14 protein-coding genes are annotated in these 15,702 nt (G+C 47.1%); 9 read left to right on the forward strand and 5 right to left on the reverse strand.

Features of this window, described 5'->3' with window-relative positions:
• Window positions 1-60 precede the first annotated feature (60 nt).
• Complete coding sequence (locus D3H65_RS03960) at window positions 61-528, forward strand: YybH family protein (protein WP_119049018.1); 468 nt, start codon at window positions 61-63, stop codon at window positions 526-528.
• Window positions 529-545: 17 nt separating this feature from the next.
• Here D3H65_RS03960 and D3H65_RS03965 read toward each other — a convergent pair whose 3' ends face one another.
• On the reverse strand, window positions 546-1,328 hold the full coding sequence (locus tag D3H65_RS03965; protein WP_119049019.1) for a helix-turn-helix domain-containing protein: 783 nt from the start codon (window positions 1,326-1,328) through the stop codon (window positions 546-548).
• 101 nt (window positions 1,329-1,429) lie between these two features.
• Entirely contained in the window at window positions 1,430-2,410 is a 981-nt protein-coding gene (locus D3H65_RS03970) for a GlxA family transcriptional regulator (RefSeq protein ID WP_119049020.1), read from the reverse strand.
• 233 nt (window positions 2,411-2,643) lie between these two features.
• Between D3H65_RS03970 and D3H65_RS03975 the strand changes: the two genes are divergently transcribed.
• The 4 genes from D3H65_RS03975 (at window position 2,644) to D3H65_RS03990 (ending at window position 5,407) form a co-directional block, all read left to right on the forward strand.
• Window positions 2,644-3,501, forward strand: a complete 858-nt coding sequence (locus tag D3H65_RS03975) for a helix-turn-helix domain-containing protein (protein WP_119049021.1) — start codon at window positions 2,644-2,646, stop codon at window positions 3,499-3,501.
• 77 nt (window positions 3,502-3,578) lie between these two features.
• Window positions 3,579-4,217, forward strand: coding sequence for a class I SAM-dependent methyltransferase (locus D3H65_RS03980; protein ID WP_119049022.1), 639 nt, complete (start codon window positions 3,579-3,581; stop codon window positions 4,215-4,217).
• A 224-nt stretch (window positions 4,218-4,441) separates the two neighbouring features.
• Window positions 4,442-4,933, forward strand: coding sequence for an SRPBCC family protein (locus D3H65_RS03985; RefSeq protein ID WP_119054382.1), 492 nt, complete (start codon window positions 4,442-4,444; stop codon window positions 4,931-4,933).
• Window positions 4,934-5,086: 153 nt separating this feature from the next.
• Window positions 5,087-5,407: an MmcQ/YjbR family DNA-binding protein gene (locus tag D3H65_RS03990; protein ID WP_119049023.1), complete on the forward strand. Its 321-nt coding sequence runs from the start codon at window positions 5,087-5,089 to the stop codon at window positions 5,405-5,407.
• Here D3H65_RS03990 and D3H65_RS03995 read toward each other — a convergent pair.
• On the reverse strand, window positions 5,396-6,058 hold the full coding sequence (locus D3H65_RS03995; RefSeq protein WP_119049024.1) for a Type 1 glutamine amidotransferase-like domain-containing protein: 663 nt from the start codon (window positions 6,056-6,058) through the stop codon (window positions 5,396-5,398). The two genes, D3H65_RS03990 and D3H65_RS03995, sit on opposite strands and share 12 nt — an antisense overlap.
• A 127-nt stretch (window positions 6,059-6,185) precedes the next feature.
• On the opposite strand from D3H65_RS03995, the gene D3H65_RS04000 reads away from it, so the two are divergent.
• The 4 genes from D3H65_RS04000 to D3H65_RS04015 all read left to right on the forward strand — a co-directional run bounded on the left by D3H65_RS04000 (window position 6,186) and on the right by D3H65_RS04015 (window position 8,924).
• Entirely contained in the window at window positions 6,186-6,389 is a 204-nt protein-coding gene (locus D3H65_RS04000) for a GIN domain-containing protein (RefSeq protein WP_119049025.1), read from the forward strand.
• Window positions 6,390-6,442: 53 nt separating this feature from the next.
• Complete coding sequence (locus D3H65_RS04005) at window positions 6,443-6,817, forward strand: hypothetical protein (RefSeq protein WP_119049026.1); 375 nt, start codon at window positions 6,443-6,445, stop codon at window positions 6,815-6,817.
• Entirely contained in the window at window positions 6,814-7,725 is a 912-nt protein-coding gene (locus D3H65_RS04010) for an IS3 family transposase (RefSeq protein WP_119049027.1), read from the forward strand. Before D3H65_RS04005 ends, D3H65_RS04010 begins: the two co-directional genes overlap by 4 nt.
• A 491-nt stretch (window positions 7,726-8,216) precedes the next feature.
• A complete protein-coding gene (locus tag D3H65_RS04015) occupies window positions 8,217-8,924 on the forward strand; it encodes an ATP-binding cassette domain-containing protein (RefSeq protein ID WP_394341598.1) in 708 nt (235 codons plus the stop codon).
• 84 nt (window positions 8,925-9,008) lie between these two features.
• Here the strand turns inward: D3H65_RS04015 and D3H65_RS04020 are convergent, their stop codons facing one another.
• Together D3H65_RS04020 and D3H65_RS04025 are read right to left on the reverse strand one after the other, a co-directional pair.
• The gene (locus tag D3H65_RS04020; protein WP_211345618.1) at window positions 9,009-12,443 is read right to left on the reverse strand and encodes a HEAT repeat domain-containing protein; all 3,435 of its coding nucleotides are present in this window, start codon (window positions 12,441-12,443) and stop codon (window positions 9,009-9,011) included.
• Between the two features lie 120 nt (window positions 12,444-12,563).
• Complete coding sequence (locus tag D3H65_RS04025; RefSeq protein WP_119049029.1) at window positions 12,564-15,635, reverse strand: beta-L-arabinofuranosidase domain-containing protein; 3,072 nt, start codon at window positions 15,633-15,635, stop codon at window positions 12,564-12,566.
• Between the last annotated feature and the right edge of the window lie 67 nt (window positions 15,636-15,702).

The raw sequence follows: 15,702 nt of genomic DNA on the forward strand, positions 1-15,702 counted from the left end.
TTTTCTTACAATTTAATGTTTGGGCCAGGGAGGATATTTGTCCGAAACAAATAATAAAGTATGAAATCTACCATCATTGCCCTGGTGATTACCCTGTCATTGCTGTCACTGAAGGCTGCTGCGCAATCAAAACAGGCCGGTGGCCTGGAAGAAGTTAAAAAAATAATTGCGCAAGCCAATGCTATTCATTTCAGTCTTTTTGCGAAGCATGATGGATCGATATTGAGCCTCTTTGCAGAGGATGCCTGTTTGATGCCGGCTAATTCAGCTCCTTTGTGTGGACAGGAAAGCCTGTTACAATTCTTTAATGGCGCTTATGAGGCAGGGGCCCGCGATGGTAAGTTTACCACGCTTCAGGTGTATGGTGATGGGAAAGAATATGTAACGGAAGAAGGAACGGTGCAGGTGTTTGATGGCCAGGGAAAAACCCTGGAAAGCGGCAAATACCTAGTGATCTGGAAGAAGACGAAAAACGGGTGGAAAATGTTCCGTGATATGTTCAATACCAATCTGCCAGCCAAACAGTAGGTGGTACTTATGCCTGATCAGCTCACCGCCTGCAAGACGCGTACTTCTGATGGGGTGAGACCGGTAAATTTCTTAAACTCTTTGATGAAATGGGCCTGGTCGTAGTAGCCGCAATCGTAGGCTATGGAAGTAAGTGGAAGGTCTCCTGACTGAATAAGCTGCAGGCTCTTATTGAAACGATGGATATTGGAAAATAGCTTCGGTGTGATGCCCACATTGTCGAGAAACAGTTTTTGTATGTAGCGCTCCGAGATGCCGTATTGATCAGACAAGGTTTTTATGTTGAATGATTCGCTGTCTGCACGGATGCTGCGGCAGATCTGTTCAACGATGATGAGCTTGTGGTGCGCCGTTTTACTCTTCTTCAATCGTTGTACCAGGAAGGAGTCCAGTGCTCTTACCTTTTGTTCGGTAACATTTGTCTCCATCAACTGGTAATAAAAATCATTGGATTCCTCTCCGAATACATCCGCCAGGTCGATGGAGTGATTGGTGAAGTCGGAAATGGGGTTGGGGAAAAACAGGGAATTGGCATGGGGGTAAAGCCGTGCGATGAGTATCGTCGTGCCTTTTGTAACGGTAAGCCTGGTGGGTTGGGTTATTTGTCCCAGCACCTCTACCTTGGGCATGTCAATGGGACGTCCATTGATCAGGGTGATAACGTTGCCGCTGGAGATTTTAATAGCAAAATCCACAAAGCCGCTGGGATAGAATACTTCATTGGTGAGATCCCTGTCAACGGCCATTATCCAATAGCCTTGCACATAGGGTTTCAATATATCAGAAGCCGGAAATTGCATAACATAAGGTATAAAAAAATCAGCTATTGTTTACAATCCGGCGGCACTTTTTGTTCAGGAGAATAAAATAAAGGGGCCAGGGCAGGAGTGAATACCCGGGGTTATGTCAATGCACTTTCCTTGCTGAACTTGGTTCTATAATCCAAGGGCGACAAACCTGCAATTTTCTTGAATACTTCTCTGAATGCTTTGTCGTCCGAGTAGCCCACTTCATGCATCACCTCAAAGATGCTTTTCCTGCCCTTTTCCAAACTGCATTTGGCCACTTCTATTTTTACACGTTGTAAATATTCTACGGGGGTATTGCCGGTAGCTTTGATGAAACGCCTGTCAAAGTTGCGCCTGCTGATGGCCAGTTTGGAGGCCAGTTCCTCGAAAGATATCCTTTCGCTCAGGTTCTTTTCAATAAAGGTTTGTGCTTTATGGATCACTTCATCGTTGTGATTCTTCTGGGCCTGGAAAATAAAAAACGGTGACTGTGAGGATCTGTCAATATCAATCTGGAATACTTTTGAGCAGTAAATAGCGGTGTCCCGGTCAAAATATTTTTCAATGATAAACAGGATCAGGTTGAGGAATGAGTATCCGCCGCCATTGGTGTAAATACCTTGCTGCACGGTGATCAGTTTGTCGATATGGAGGTCAATGCCGGGGTATAGGCGCCTGAAGTCATCTGCTGCACACCAATGCGTGGAGCAGGATTTTCCATCCAGTAGTCCACTGGCGGCGAGGAAAAAGGCGCCTGTGCAGATGCTCGCTATTTCTGAACCGGCTTTGTATTGGTCCCTGACCCAGGCGATCAATGCTGTATTCTTTTCTACAATATCGGCGCCATCATGAAAAATAGAAGGTATGATGAGCAGGTCGGTTTTGTCTATTCCACGGATGTTCTGTGGATGGACTGAAAAATAACCCAAATCTAATTGTAGTTCTGTCATAAAGCCGGCGATCCGGATATCGATCAGTGCCGGGTTGCCTATCCTTTGCCAATAGGCATTGGCCTCCATAAGTACCTCGTAGGTGCCCACTATACTGCTGAGGTTGAGTCGGCCCTGGGGTATAATGATCGTCACTTGCTTCATCGCATAATGTTTGTATAAAGCTAGTGGATTGTATTGGCCGGATCAACCCACCTGAAAGTCTATTTCACCCCCTGCTACAGTCGCATTAAGACCATAGTTTTGCTGCTTTTGTTCTTAGGGGCCGGTTGTCTGTATGTTGGTGCTTCCAACCGTCTTTTTTGGCAGGATGTAATTACATTTGGGCGAATATTGCCTCCCGGCAGAAATGGGCGGTTTTATCAATCCTGTAATAGATGGGCAGCATACCAATAAGACATATCAATGCAACACCGCAAGAGCCTGAACTTTCCGGTGGTTTTGTCATCCGGGACGTTGAGGAACTACTGGCCGGAAAAGACATGGTACAAGCACTTCACCGGCATGATTTCTATTATATACTTGTGTTGAAGAAAGGACGCGGCAGTCATACCATTGATTTCATCTCTTATCCTGTTGGCGGTAATACGGTTTTCTTCATGCGTCCGGGACAGGTACATCAACTGGTGCTAAAGGCAGGCAGTACAGGATATTTGATACAATATAACGCGGGGTTCTGTCACCCGCATGATCAAGCTGCTATCCAGCTTTTACGCAAAGTGGCAGCTGTTAACCATTACCGGTTTAATGCGGGTGGCATGCAACAATTGCTGACTGTCTTGGACGGCATTTTCCTGGAGTATACTAACAAACAGGAAATGTACCAGGAGGTCATTAAAGCAAATATGCGTATCTTCTTTATCGGGCTCGCCCGGCAGTCAGGGAAAATGCCTTCTGCTAATGGAAGTCTTTATAAGCAGGAGAGACTGGAAGCATTTTTAGCTCTTGTGGAGGCCTCGGTCTATGAACATAAGGGCGTAGCGCAGTACGCTGCTATGTTGAATCTTTCCGTCTATCAGCTCAATGCGATCACTAAGGAAATGCTCGGCAAGTCCGGTTTAGAACTGATCAACGAATATATTATCCTGGAGGCCAAAAGATGGCTGTTGGCAACGAGCGACCAGGTTGGGCAAATAGCCAATCACCTGGGATACGAGGACATATCCTACTTTATACGCTTCTTTAAAAAGCATACAGGATATTCGCCTGAAATGTTCCGGCAAAAGTTTCGATAAGTCCTGCACAACTACATTTTTGTCCTACTCCGGCCTTTTAAGCTGCCTTTACCTTTGCAGCCAATAAACAAACAATTATGGAACAATCATGGGATGAGGAATACAAAAGTAAATGGGACGAGCGCTATGAAGGGGCAGACTATGTCTATGGGAAAGCCCCCAACCTGTTCTTTAAAGAATGGCTATTGCAATTCAAAGCAGGATCAATATTGATGGCAGCCGATGGCGAAGGGCGTAATGGGGTTTTTGCTGCGGCGCAAGGGTGGACTGTCACTTCTTTCGACCTGAGCGTAGAAGGAAAGACAAAAGCCCTGCAACTGGCCGAAGAAAGCCAGGTGTCGCTGGAATATATGGTAGGCGACCTGGAGCAACTCCATTTTAAACCTGCTTCCTTTGATGCCATGGCATTGATCTATGCGCATTTTGCTGCCGGCAAGAAGTCTTTGTTTCATAGAAAATTGAGTAACGCACTAAAGCCGGGAGGAATACTTATCCTGGAGGCCTTCAGTAAAAAACACCTGTCATTCAATAGCCTCGATGCCAGGGTGGGTGGTCCAAAAGATATTGATATGCTGTTCTCCAAAGAAGAAATACTGGCGGATTTTGAGGATTACGAAGTAATACTGCTGACGGAAGAAGAGATCCATTTAAATGAAGGGACGCATCATATTGGCAAAGGTGCTGTGGTGAGGTTCGTGGGAAGAAAGCGTTCATGAGCCTGACTATGGGCAGTTCTTATTTTGGCCAAATCTCCCCATCATAAAGTCCATTTTACACCCTGCCCATTATTTTGCAAGACAATAGTTTTGTGGTGTAATCAAACACAAGCACAATGTATAGCCGTACAACAGCAACTATTTTTCAGCAAGGGATGTTGACCAGCCTGCTGATTTGCTGCTTTGCATCCTCTTTTTCTCAGCATAACCAAAAAAAACAAAAAATGACAACACAAGATTTTACAGCTACCCTGTTGGTAGACCAATCTCCCCAAGAAGTATTTGATGCGATCACCAATGTGCGCGGATGGTGGTCGGAAGAAATTGAAGGTAATACCAGTAAGCTCAATGATGAGTTTGCCTATCATTTTGAAGACCTTCATCGCAGCAAACTGAAATTGATAGAAGTGATTCCCAATAAGAAAGTGGTTTGGCTGGTGCAGGACAACTATTTCAAATTCACGGAAGATAAAACAGAATGGACGGGTACCAAGGTGCGTTTTGAAATTTCCACAGAGGGTGGCAAAACCAAACTTGTTTTCACACATATTGGCCTCACTCCCGAATATGAATGTTATGAGGTTTGCCAAGAAGGCTGGAGCAATTATATCCTAAACAGTTTACATAAGCTGATCACTACAGGTAAAGGCCATCCCAATGCGACGGGCGTGCCAAGAACAGAAAGTGAAAAAGTGCAGCGGGCCAGGAGTAATTAGTTCTCGGTGCTACTCGTACCACTGTACCGGTTTATGTATTTTTATTCCTGTTTATGCAATTAAGTCACATCAGGCAGCGCCGGATGTGACTTAATTGCATTGTATAAATCGCCCACTGATAACTGATCTGTAATTTGGAGGTATATTTAGTGAATGATGACAGAAAAGCACTTCAGCGAACTGGCCCTTTCCTTCCCGGGAACGGAGGCCTGCGCCCACTTTGACAGGATTGGGTTCAGGATCACCAACAAAAGGATGTTTACCACCTATCTTGCCAGGGACAATACAGCCAACATTTTTTTGACGCCCCCGGAACAACAGGTTTTCTGTAAAATGAGTGAAGGCATTTACCCGGTGCCCAACAAATGGGGAGAGAAAGGCGCCACCACTTTTGAATTGGGCAAGGTACCAGTGGAAATTGTGCGGGAAGCGCTGCTGTCGGCTTATAATGAAGTGTTGAAGTCAAAGAAATAACTTCCAGTGTCCCTCGGAGACGACTTCTATTGTGCCGTCGGTCACTTTAATGGCGGTCTGGTCGTCAATCGCATACGATGGTACGGGTATCGTGGCAGCCAGCTTTTCCAGGTTGACCAGGGAATTCTCCGGAAACCATTCATGATCCAGGTGCGGATGTAGCGCAATATCTACCAGTCCCAGCGATCTGTCACTTTCAGCTGGCAGGGTGTGGTTGCCATAGGTCGTTCCAAAGCGGGTCATGATCATACTCCCCGCACTCAGGCCCACGTAAACCATCTTGTGCAGTAACGACGGCAAGAGGTCTGCCAATCCGGACTGCTGCATCCAGTAGGTTAGATACTGGCAATCGCCGCCTCCTACCAGCAAGGCATCAGTCTCCTGGAGCATGGGAACCCAAAGTGCTTGTTTGATGCTGGGCAGCGCGGTGAGCTCCAACACTCCCAATGATTTCCAGCCCATTTCGCAGAAAGGATCTCCTAATGACCCGCAAATCACTTTTCGTGATATATGAGAGCCACCGGCTATGGCGTATATCGCTGTAGGTACAAATAGGGCACTGGCCTCGGTTATGGGTTTGCCCAGGAGATCAACCAGCGCGTTGTGGATGCTCGTGTTGCTGATGCCAGCAGAAGTGAGAAGAAGCTTCATGGTTTCATTATTTAACGATGACCTGCCCTGCCTGCCCTATGATACAGGTTTTCAGCAATTCACTATGGCGAAGATGGAATAATAAGCTTTATTGGACAAGGGGCCAGTGCGACAAATTATAGGAGGATTGCGCAGGTTGTCGGGTTCAGGCAATTTCTCCGCTGCGCAATTGGTTACGGAAACCGCCACGGTACGTATTTCCGGTTCCGGCCACGCTTCGGTCAATGCCAACAACCAGGTCAATGCGGCGCTACAGGGTTCTGCAGGGCTACACTATTCGGGTACAGCTACGATCAATACCACCAAAAGCGGCAGTGTGTCTCGTTCCTGAAATCTCCTTACATAAATGGGTAGTAAGTATACAGAAACCTAAATTTACCCATTATGAGTTCAAACAACAAGGGCGGTCGGGATCCTGTCCATGACAACATCCTCAAGATCGCAGTAGCCCGTGAGTATCTAAGTAGTGATCTGGGCTATATGAAATTGGCTATCAAGTATGGTCTTCCTGGTCCAAGTACAGTCCGGCATTTTGTAAAATGGTATAAGGCAAACTATCCCACGGGAGAAATACCACCTGTCCAGCCGACACAACAATCGCAGCAGCCTGCCACAACCAGTGAAGTAGAAGAACTCAGAAAGCAATTACAACAGGCCAATCTCAAAGTAGCAGCCTGGGAAATGTTACTTGAAAATGCCGGTAAGGAGCTGGGAGTGGACATTGTAAAAAAGTTTGGTACCAAACAGTCCGGCAAGTGAAACAGCACTATCCTCAGGCAGCGATAGGCACACTTTGCGCATTGTTTGGTAAAACAAGGCAGGCTTATTATGAACATGGATGGCAGGCGGCCAACGGGCAGTTGCGGGAAGAACTTGTATTGGACCTGGCAACACAAGCACGCAAAGTCTTAAAGAAAGAAGGCGCTGTAAAATTACTGGGCTCTCTGCGACCAGCCCTGCAGTCCCATAACATCACAATGGGCAGGGACCGGTTCTTTAAACTACTCAGAAAGCATAACATGCTGCAAAAGCGTAAAAAGAACCATGCCCGTACCACCTGGTCGGACCACCCTTATCGAAAATGGCCCAACCTGATCAAAGGGCTGGAAGCACTAAAGCCCCAGCAACAGTGGGTGAGTGATATTACCTATCTGCGTACCGAAAAGGGCTTTTCGTACCTCTCATTGATAACCGATGCCTACTCCAGAAAGATAGTCGGTTATCATGTAAGTCAGAACCTGCGGGTCCGGGGATGCCTTATAGCCCTGAACAAAGCTATAAGGTCCTTAAAAGACTATGTACCCCAAAGCCTTATCCACCACTCTGACAGAGGAATACAATACTGCTGTGACCAGTATGTAAATGTTTTACAAACTAATCAGATCCGCATCAGTATGACCCAGACAGGCAGCCCCTATGAAAATCCGGTAGCAGAAAGGGTAAATGGAATACTTAAAACTGAACTGGACCTGGATGGAACATTTGAAGGCTATAGCCAGGCAATAGCAGCTACCCATAAGGCCATTGACCGCTATAACAGGCTGCGCCAACATATGAGCTGTGATAACCTTACACCTGATCAGGCACATCTGAGAGAGGGAAAATTGAAAAAAAGATGGAAAACCAGAAAACGAAAAACAAAACCAGATGACCAACTAAATACTTAACCTGTAAAGCGATATCCGTATTATTGCCTAAGCATGTAAAGTAAAAACCGTATTGACCTGCCCAACTGTAAGGTTTTTTCAGTACAAGACAAGTGCATCGGTTAGAAAGCTTTAACCCTGGATAGAGCTTGCATAAAGCATTGTTAAATCACTGCTCCTGCTATGCTGAAAAGACAGCCTTCGACAGAAGGATTTGGATCAAATGAAAGAAAACTCTACTTTTGCTGTAGACTATGAGTATAATGAATCTTAGCGGTAACTATAATGGCATCGATAAAACAAGCAGCTACATGCGTGCCTGCTGTTGCTCATATATGAACTATGACGAGATACATTGATTGACAGGAGACAGATACATACTATAATATATAATAGTCCCCGGTTCAATATCCGGGGACTTTTCTTTTAAGGAATTATTGGTACATGATCCAGATACGACATATTTCTAAAACATTCCGGCAACGACATCAGTCTTTCAAAGCCTTGATGATATCAGCCTCGATATTGCAGAGGGTGAGATTGTTGGTATTATCGGTAGTTCAGGAGCAGGTAAAAGCACGCTCATCCACTGTGTGAACCTGCTGGAGAAGCCTGATGGCGGACAGAGGCAACGGGTGGCCATTGCCAGGGCATTGGCCAATGATCCGCACCTGCTGCTCTGCGATGAAGCTACCAGCGCGCTGGACCCGGCTACCACACAGTCGATCTTACAATTGCTCCGGGATATCAATCAACGCCTCCGGATCACGATCCTGCTGATCACACATGAAATGGAAGTGGTGAAAGCCATCTGCCACCATATAGCGGTCATTGACCATGTGAAACTGGTAGCAAAAGGTACCTTGACACAATTGCTTACAGAAAACAAACATCCAATACTCCAACAATTTATCAATACAGACAGTATGACAATACCTCCGGAACTATTTATTCAGCTGAAGCATGACCAGGCGGAAGGGCTTACCCCACTCATAGAACTGGAATTGACGGGCAATATTTCCTTCGATGAACTGGTCGATACAGTATACAATCAATTGCACATTCCCCATAAGCTGATCAAAGCAGATGTTGAATATGTAGGCAAAGCAAGCTTCGGTAAGTTGTTGCTGCATTTGCAGGGAACAGCGGTTGATAACGATAAGGCTGTTCAGTATTTCAATCAGCGTAAAATAAAAAATAGCATTAAGGGATATGTTTGATTCCAACACTAAGGGTGGCGCCGTGAAGGGCTGGTAATATGTTGGAGCGGGCAGTATACTTAACAAGGATACTGCCCGTCAACTTTATTTATCTTTCTTCAACTCTGCCAGGAAACTCACCACATCCCTGATCTCTTTTTTGGACAAGAGGTACCTCATTTCGGGCATGCTCGAAGCGGCATCTGTACGGCTGGCCACATCGGCTTTGGATATTACCTCATTGGGCTTGTCGCCGATCTTCAACATAATACTGGTACTGTTCTCTCCATTTAGAATGCCGGATATGGTCTTGCCATTTTTCAGTTTCAATATCACTGTTCCAAAGCCCGGTGCCAACCTGGCGCTTGGCTTTACCAATGCTTCCAGCAATTGTTGCCGCGTTAACCTGTCGGCTACGCCATTTAAACGGGGACCTGCATTGCCACCATAGTCGTCATAGGAATGACAGCGGATACATTGCGCTGTTTGGTTGGAGTAAAATATCCTTCTGCCTTTGTTGGGATCGCCACCATTCAGGCTGCCGGCATAAGCGGCGGTGAGTGTGTCGGACGATAATCCCGTGCTTATCTTTTTGTATTTAGCAGCCAGTTCCGCAGAACGGGTGCTGTCGATGGCTTCCGCCAGTTCCAGATAGATATTGGTAGACAGTTTGCCGGCTGCCATCTTGCCCAGCAGATCGTCCAGCGGCTTTTGCGCATATTGCACCGGTAGGTTGCCCAGGGTTAACAAAGCGGCCTGCTGTTCTTCCGTTGTTTTAGTATTGATCACCTCGGTGAGCAGAGAAACCATCAGGTCTTTGGATATATTCATTTTAGCGATCAGGTCGATGCCGGCAATACGCACCGCTTTTTCCTTATCGGCAATGGCCAGTTTAATGGCATCGCCTATTTGTGCATATCCCAACGAGGCCAACGCTTTCAGTGACTGTGCTCTTACCGTAGGTTCTTTGTCAGTTTTTAAAAGGGTCATCAATACGGGAGCTCCCTGTTGGATGCCCAACTTACTCACGGCCTTTACAGCACTTAACCTTACGGTGGCATCTTTGTTAGTCAATAACATGGTCAAGGCATCACCCGTTTTTAGTCTTACTTCGTCAGCGTTTCTTTCGATGACGCCGCGGTACCTTCCATCCACCCTGTCTACCACCGAAGGCTTTACCCAGGTACTTAAGGCATCGATGGCTTCAGCCCTCATTTTAGCGGGCGCTTCTTCCTTAGCCGCAAAACCCACTAATAACTCTATAGCCTGTGGGGTACCCACCCGGAGATTGGCATTGATACAACGTCTTAAAAGCGCTTCATTGGTAAAATGGGTTGTTGCCAATAAATTGCCCAGCGCGGGTAATGCTCCTTTAATAGAAAGATCGTCATTGATGGCGCGTGCGGCTTCGGTTACAATAAATTCATCGGCATCATCCAGGAAAGCGGTAATACCAGCATGTTCCATTCTGCGTAGGGCCACCACCGCTGCGATCCTTACGGCACGCGAAGTATCTTTTGACAGGTTGATGACCGGGTCTGCCTTTCCGATCCTCGCCAATGCCAGGCTGCCGGCATGACGGATGTATACATCTTCATCGTTGTTGCTGCGCAGCAAATCGATCAATGGGTTGATGGCTGGTTCCCAGGCGATCCTTCCCAATGCCTCTGCAGCAAAGAACCGGGCCCGGCTATACGTATCCTTTAATAAGGGAATGAGTTGATCACCTGCTTCCCGGTACTTCATATCCCCCAGCCATTTGGCTGCCTGTGCCCTGATCTCAGGGTCATTGTCCTTCAACAAAGGCAGCAGGGATTGTGCATACTTTTTATCTTTTCTGGCCAGTTGGCTAAGGCCCCAGATAGCATGTACCCGTGCCAGTTGGTTTCCCGTTTGTGCCAGGGCTTTTTTAAAGGCCTCTTCTCCGTCGGCACCCCGGTTCGCCAATTCAAATTGAGCTTTCAGCCTTACCTGTTTGTCTGCATTTGTAAGCAAACCACCTAACTCATCCGTTTTCTTGTTGGTGAAATCGGCAGCCAGCAGGGCCTTGGTCTGCTGACGCTCCGCAAAGGCTGCTCCCCGTTTATCATCTAATTTCCATATGCGTCCATAGCTATGCGTTCCCCATCCATCGATCCAGTCGGCAATGTATAAGGCGCCATCCGGACCAAAATCAAGGCCGGTAGGTAATATGCCGCCTACTACCAGCGTATCGCCGCCCAGTGAAAAACCGGCGCCTTTGGCATTTAGTTTAAATCCATAGACACCTGATTGGGCAGGATTGCCTACAAACTTGGCAATAAAGAAAGTATTCTTAAAAGCCGGGCTTAAAGCAGTACCGGGGTTGTAGACCATACCTGCCGGGCCACTTACATAATTGGCGATACAGGGAACGATGTAGGCGGCCTGTCCTTCAAACCGGGGTTTCCACATCTTCTCATCCATCCATACCTTGTACGTATTGTTGAGCGGATCACGGTATTTGCCATATTGCCAGTTGCTCCTCCATCCTGCATCAGAGCCATTCACGAGGTAGACAAGTCTTTCTTCTTCACCGGCATGATCGCCGTCGTTGTCTTCGCTGATCAGGTTGCCATAATCGTCAAAAACAAACTCATGGGTATTGCGAAGGCCATGGGCGAATATCTCAAAATCACTTCCATCGGGATTGCTCCTGGCAATAACACCGCAGTTGGGATATTCCCATCTTTTACCTGTTTGGTCTACGCCATTAAAGCCGATATCTCCGATCTGCCAGTAGATCCTGCCATCGGGTCCCATTTCAACACCCGACATACCATGACCACTAAAGCCGATATGGATGCCATAGCCATGGGAAATAGAAGTTTTCTCATCCACAAGGCCATCGCCGTCTTTATCCTTCATTCTCCACAGGTCGGGGCCTACGGCCACAAACAAGGCATCAGGCGTTTTTAAAACACCTCCAGCTACATCTGTTACTTCATCGTGAAAATCGTCTACCACCAATTGTGTTTGATCGGCCACGCCGTCACCATCGGTATCCCGTAAGCGGTATACATTGTCTTTTTCCACCGTCATATCCCGCCAGTCATGCGAGCTATCGCCATTTAGGTCTGCCAGCCAGGTATTCTTCTTGCTGTTCTCAGGAGCCAGGTATTTATGCAGGAAAGCACGTTTGTCTTCAATAGATTGTAACTGTATGGATGGGATCTCCCAGTCCTGGTGCCCACGGATATCGAACTCAGAATTCTTTTGCCGGTTGGTCGTCGTATAATACAGGCTGCCATCGTCATCAATATCGATGGCAATGGGAGAGATCACAAGCGAATCAACGCCCCAAAGCTTCAAATTAAGGTTGGTATCGGTGATGGCGGGTTTAAAGACCGAATCTACAGCGGCCGCCATCCGGGCAGCTTTGGCAGGTTCCAATTGTTTAATGCGTTTGTCGGCAGGGGAGGAAGGTTCCTGCTTGCAGGAAGAAAGCAATGCCATACAAAAGGAAAAAACCAATAATGAATACGATTGCCGGGGCTTTAAAGCAAGAGTTAGTGTGATCATGACACTAAAAATATTCCATTTTTCGATACCAACCGTCCCATTGGTACCGGCTCGTTCAGCTTTTTATCCTAACGACTGTTTGTTGAATAGTGCCTACATGTTTAGTTCACAATACTGGGTCTATTTTAATTTAACATCCAGGTATACAGAATGGCGCCCGTATGATTCATAAAATGGTTTGAAAACAACGTCATCGATGGTGAATTGCAACTGCCGGGGATCACCTTTAATTGACTTACTGATGTCTTCAGCATCCAGGGTTACTTTACGCCATTCTTTTCTTGCTTCCGGCTCCTGGGCAGCCAGCAACACCGGTCCGTAAAACAGGCTGGCGATATTCTGCTGGTCCATTACGGGATCGAGGTGGAAATGGAACGGCATTTTCAATTCTACGATATCGCCATCTTTCCATGTACGGCTTATTTTCAGGTAGCTGCCCGGTTTGGCTTGCAGCTTTTGTTCTTTGCCGTTGATCTTCACAAAGAATCCTTTGGTAGCCCAGCCTGGCACCCGCACATGAAGATCAAATTTTCCGCTGCCCTTGATCGTCAGACGCGTATTGTCTTCATTGGGGAAATTGGTGGTTTGCTCTACCGTTACCTTACGTTCTGTCCACTCCAGTGTAGACGGTATGTAAAGATTCACATACAGCGACTGGTCATCCTTGCTCTTGAAGTAAATGGAGTTTTGCAGCTTGGTGCTGCTTTCAATGGCTGTACCGTTGCAGCAGGTAAAGCCTGTCATATTGGGATTGCCAAATTGCTTGGTAGATCCTGGTCTGAGTGGTACGTGATAGGTGTTGGCAGGACTATTTTCGGCTACAGAAGCCAGGATATGGTTGTACAAAGAGCGCTCGTAATAGTCCATGTAGGCTGCTTTCTGGTCGAAGAGAAACAGGTCGCTGGTCAGTTTAAGCATATTGTACGTGGCGCAGGTTTCATTCTGTCCACCGGAAGAGAAGCCGTTTTCATACAGTGTGCCGGGCTCACTGATAAAACATTCCGCATTGTTGGGATTGCGGGCGCCTGCAACACCTCCAATGCTGTACATATAATCGTTGACCATCTTATACCAGAAGTTATCGGCAATTTTGTAATACTCAGGGTTGTTGGTAGCCCGGTATGTTTCGATGCTTCCCACTACCTGGGGTATGTGCTGGTTGGCATGCAGGCCACGGAATAGGTCTACATTTTTAGCCAGTCCATGGGAATGTTTTGTATCGCCATAGAATACCCTGATATTATCAAATAGTTGGGCGGTCTTCAGGTGATGGGGGTTGCCGGTAATCCGGTACATGCGGGCCATGGCCTCATTCATGCCGCCAAACTCCCCGGCTATATAGGTGTTCCACATCTTGATAAGCGTATCTGTTGGTACTTTGCTCAGGCGGGCATATACCCAATCGCCCATGCCGGAAGCAATGTCCAACGCTTTTTTATTACCGCTCACTTCATATACATCCATTAAGCCGGCGAGTATCTTGTGCAGTGTATAATAGGGCGCCCAGATCTGGTTCTTCTGTCCGCCGTATTTGGCGCCATTTTCCAGCATGATAAACTGATCGGGAGGATAAGCGCTGATGAATCCGGTACCCCAGTTCGCATAATCCGTACGGATGCCTGCATCACTCAGGTCTGAATCATAGGCCGTTTTTCCAGGACCAAAGGGCACCGCCGCAGGGTCAGACACATGTGCGCCGCCTGCTGTTGACGCCTTTCCGGATAATTGTGATAATTCATACAGGGTATTGACCATTACCTCCATTTTGCCGGAGAAATTGGCTTGCAGGGCCTTGTCATATCCCGTACTGGCATAGGCCTGTGCAATGGCGGTAAGGTAGTGACCGGTAGCATGTCCCCTTAATTTGGTGTCCTTACTGTCCCATACACCCAAAGGTTTTGCTCCTTCGGGTTGTGGCTGGCCAAAAGCATGGCGGAACATATAAAGAAAAGAGTTGGGATCGGTCTTCGCCAATGTCAGTACAAACTTATCGCGATTCTGGATGAATTGGGATGGTTGACCATCGGCGTCGTTTTTCAGCGATACCTGGTCCAGATGAAAGGCCTGCAGCTTTAAAACCGGCGTAGTTGATTTGGAGGACTCCTTTATAGTAACTATCGCCCTGGGTTGAAAATTCGTTCCTGCCACACGCCCGGTAACGGTATAGGTTCCCGGTTTAAGTACAGCTGTATTGTCTACAGCAGCGGGCCATACCACCCGTACTTTAGGACCCTTGCCTTTCATGGCATCTTTGTAGGTGCCGTCTACATAACTGGGGAACCGTGGCAGATCACCTACGGCTGTTTCCACTTTCACATCGGATACTCCGACTAAATAAGTATTATACAGTTGCGCTTCGGTAGGTGAGAAGCGGGGGAGGGTATCCTCGGCGCGCCTGCCCGTCGTATTGACCGAACCCTGGTTGATGCCTCTGCGGGAATTGCTATAGATTCCGGCTACCTGGTTGCTGCTCAGGGGAACACGGTAAATACGGAAATCACGTATCAGGGCATTGAGATTGGGGTCGCCCGGTGTTAATGATTTTCCGATGTACAGCAGTTTTTCCCCCGGCTGCTGACCGAATACCGCTGTCAGCTCTTTGGGAATATCGCTGGCTTCGCCTGCTTGCTTACTATCTACATAGGTAGTGATGGATTTTGATGGAATGTCGATCACGATAGCGAGGTGCACCCATTTATTGGCTTCTATTGCCGGTGAAACCGCTCCCTTTTTATCAGTTTTTTCTGCTGTTATCAGCGCCTGGTAACCTTCCTGTCCTGTGGTGCCAACCGGGGCGGCAAAAAAATGTTTGCTGGCATCCTTTCCGAAATCAAAGAAACGTTGGCCAGGTTGAGTAGAGCGCAGGAATATCCATCCTGATATGCTGAGTGATTCCAGGTCTGTTAAGGCTTCTGCAGGGAGTGTGATAAAAGCATTGTTATCTCCAGAGAGGGACAATACCTTGCCAAACCGGTTGTCGTTGACAAAGCTGGCTTCGCCTTGAAATTTGCCGTGTAAATTATTCCGGGACCAGTCTTTCAGGTCTCCATTAAAGACATAACGCGCGATCATGCCGGTTTCTCCGATCCCATCCAGTATCTGGTCACCGCTTTGTGCCTGAGTGGTGTTAACACCCTGGATCAAAACAACTGTCAATAAGACAACACGCAAGAGTACGCTGTTCATTTTCATATTTAAATCGTTTTCAACAGTAACCTTGTATCTACTAGTTTACAAGATCATATTTTGGAATAACTAT

This window comes from Paraflavitalea soli (genome assembly GCF_003555545.1).
Lineage (GTDB): Bacteria > Bacteroidota > Bacteroidia > Chitinophagales > Chitinophagaceae > Paraflavitalea > Paraflavitalea soli.

Coding starts and splice junctions, on each gene's coding strand:
- D3H65_RS03965 (WP_119049019.1), bottom strand. CDS start 1,328: ATGCAATTTCCGGCTTCTGATATATTGAAACCCTATGTGCAAGGCTAT.
- D3H65_RS03985 (WP_119054382.1), top strand. CDS start 4,442: ATGACAACACAAGATTTTACAGCTACCCTGTTGGTAGACCAATCTCCC.
- D3H65_RS03995 (WP_119049024.1), bottom strand. CDS start 6,058: ATGAAGCTTCTTCTCACTTCTGCTGGCATCAGCAACACGAGCATCCAC.
- D3H65_RS04020 (WP_211345618.1), bottom strand. CDS start 12,443: ATGATCACACTAACTCTTGCTTTAAAGCCCCGGCAATCGTATTCATTA.
- D3H65_RS03980 (WP_119049022.1), top strand. CDS start 3,579: ATGGAACAATCATGGGATGAGGAATACAAAAGTAAATGGGACGAGCGC.
- D3H65_RS03975 (WP_119049021.1), top strand. CDS start 2,644: ATGGGCAGCATACCAATAAGACATATCAATGCAACACCGCAAGAGCCT.
- D3H65_RS03960 (WP_119049018.1), top strand. CDS start 61: ATGAAATCTACCATCATTGCCCTGGTGATTACCCTGTCATTGCTGTCA.
- D3H65_RS03990 (WP_119049023.1), top strand. CDS start 5,087: ATGATGACAGAAAAGCACTTCAGCGAACTGGCCCTTTCCTTCCCGGGA.
- D3H65_RS04025 (WP_119049029.1), bottom strand. CDS start 15,635: ATGAAAATGAACAGCGTACTCTTGCGTGTTGTCTTATTGACAGTTGTT.
- D3H65_RS04005 (WP_119049026.1), top strand. CDS start 6,443: ATGAGTTCAAACAACAAGGGCGGTCGGGATCCTGTCCATGACAACATC.
- D3H65_RS03970 (WP_119049020.1), bottom strand. CDS start 2,410: ATGAAGCAAGTGACGATCATTATACCCCAGGGCCGACTCAACCTCAGC.